2 protein-coding genes, 1 tRNA gene and 1 pseudogene are annotated in these 2,307 nt (G+C 36.4%); all 4 read right to left on the minus strand.

Annotation, left to right across the window (positions count from 1 at the left end; all coding sequences use genetic code 11):
* Nucleotides 1-932: 932 nt before the first annotated feature.
* The gene (locus tag HCUR_RS00955) at nt 933-1,454 is read right to left on the minus strand and encodes a cell cycle transcriptional regulator TrcR (protein ID WP_243397234.1); all 522 of its coding nucleotides are present in this window, start codon (nt 1,452-1,454) and stop codon (nt 933-935) included.
* A gap of 16 nt (nt 1,455-1,470) precedes the next feature.
* A tRNA-Glu gene (locus tag HCUR_RS00960) sits at nt 1,471-1,545 on the minus strand.
* A gap of 95 nt (nt 1,546-1,640) precedes the next feature.
* Complete coding sequence (rpsU, locus tag HCUR_RS00965) at nt 1,641-1,844, minus strand: 30S ribosomal protein S21 (protein WP_104206344.1); 204 nt, start codon at nt 1,842-1,844, stop codon at nt 1,641-1,643.
* 212 nt (nt 1,845-2,056) lie between these two features.
* Nucleotides 2,057-2,307 (minus strand): annotated as a pseudogene (locus HCUR_RS08120) (IS481 family transposase); the annotation flags it as partial.

The raw sequence follows: 2,307 nt of genomic DNA on the forward strand, positions 1-2,307 counted from the left end.
CATCTAATATCTCTCTTCTGCTGTGTTTCACAGGCCTGCCAGCCTTCTTAATATTTGGTATAAAATATTCCGATATTAATTCCCATTCTTTGTCTTTTAAATCTGTCTCATACGCTCTTCTATTCATTTATATTCCTCAATTGCATCCAACATCATCCAGATACACTAACATATCTCTCATTTGCGGACAAGCTCTTAAAGTGTTTTAGCCAAAAAAAGGTGCGTTCTACCCCCGTCTTTTAGCAAAAAAGTCCATTCAGGGGGGGGTATAAGCCCAGATTTTAATGCTTTTTTAGCCAACAGTTTGAACAAATTCTTCCATGATTTTTCTATAGCTTACATCACAACATACATTTTTTAAAGTTGGCTTATTATTCAAGAAAGCTTCAAAAATACTTCATCTAGATACAGTATCATGAATACTTATCCTATCTACTTTAATGTGAGGGCCTATTACTAATGGTTTACGATCCTTATCTTTTTTACCCATTAATACCTCTGTCAAGGGCAGCGCTTGTAACATTTACGCTGTGAGAATCAATTAAACTATAGCTAGGGTGAGCTGCTCGTATGAGAAAAACTCTTTTTAACGGAGCCCTTTATCTTTTCCTCATTTATAAAAACTACATACTGCTGTATACCAGGGAAAAATATCACTGAACACTCTATGCTCGCATCATAGAACACACTCAATGAATTCCTTCATTATAAGCTTTGAGAGTACGCATGCCTTAGGTTCCCGTACTTAAAATAATCTTTTATAAATTCTCATTGTGTTTCCCTTAAACTTCTTGGATATGCTATCTTTATCTATTGATAAAGGATATTCTCACTTCGCGTTGAATTTTACTTAAATTGTGAAGATGGGTTCTTATCGCTTTTTCAGCTAAGTTTCATGTGTCTTTGTACATAAAACTTACTCAAATAGCACGTTAACTTAAAAATTTTTTCCGCTCTTGCGCTAACTGAACCAACTGATCTAGACTATCTTGGGCGCATAATCCAATCAAAACAGGGTTTTTTGCTACAAGATTTTTCATGTCCCAGTACGTTCCCGAACGAATTGCCTGAACCGTATTCTTCGTGGTAGGAAGAAACTTTATAATATCCGTATCTTTGAGTTCAGGATAACACCGAACAAGCCACAACACTCCATTACGAATCTCTTTTCGATTCACTAAACTAACATAGCTTTTCCGCTTCTTTTGATGAGTATTTACGCGCTGAATCAGAACTAACGAAGCATTAGGATCCATTTCGCAACGAATAATTTCTTCTTTTGTAATTTGTCCTAAAAGAACAGGATCCATAGAAGAAATATTTCCTTCGCCGTTAGCTAACGTTTCGACCTGAAGTACATGAATTCCACAAAAATCAGAAATTTGTTTAAATGTAAGCTTTGTATTGTCAATTAACCATAGCGCTGTTGCTTTAGCCATCAAAATTTTTTGCATTTTTTTATTCCTATACTGGCATCTCCAGCGGGAATCGAACCCGCGCTACCGCCTTGAAAGGGCAGCGTCCTAACCGCTAGACTATGGAGACAACATTCTATAACCATACCGCTACTTAAACAAAAAGTCAATCACCTTATAGAATTTTTTTGTAAAAATCTGTAAAAAAGAGCTACAGACTCTCATCTAAAACCCTTCTTTCGCTATACGACGAGATAAAGTGCGCATTAATCTACGACGCCCCGCTTTCTTTTGCTCCTTGCGCTTTTTTGAAGGCTGAATATAAGCTTCTCTCTTTCGTATTTCTTTTACAAGCCCTTCTAATTGAAGCCTGCGCTTCACTTCTATGAGTGCTTTTTCCACGTTTCCGTCTTTAACAATTACTGCCACTGTCGTTTATTCTTCCTACACATTCTTTTTTGCATTCTATCATAGGTTATATTTTTTATCAATCATAAAAGAGCAGTACAACAGGACCTACGCAGGAAGAATTTATCTTGACAGAGTTACCAACGTATTTGAAAGATATAGCATTTTTGACAAGCAGTGATTTAATTGGCGGTTTCCGGCTTTTCTTTCAGGTTCACTCACACTGCAAGTGCTTATTTAGGAAGTATATCTAAGTTTTCAGCCGTATTTTCATGGCCAATACAATTGTTTAGTCCCGCCAAGAAATGGTTAGGATTAATTGTAAAATATTCTGGATGAATTGTCCACTGATTTAGAATAAATTGCCAAGGAGTTTTGCCTTTGATGGCTTTAAGTCGTTTAGCGAAGGTATAAGCCATTAGATAGGCATGCAGATGCTGTTTCAGCTCATCATGAGATGCATAATGGAAATTGTTTACAGTTG

Origin of the sequence: Holospora curviuscula (assembly GCF_002930195.1) — a bacterium.
In the GTDB taxonomy this organism is placed as follows: Bacteria; Pseudomonadota; Alphaproteobacteria; order Holosporales; family Holosporaceae; genus Holospora; species Holospora curviuscula.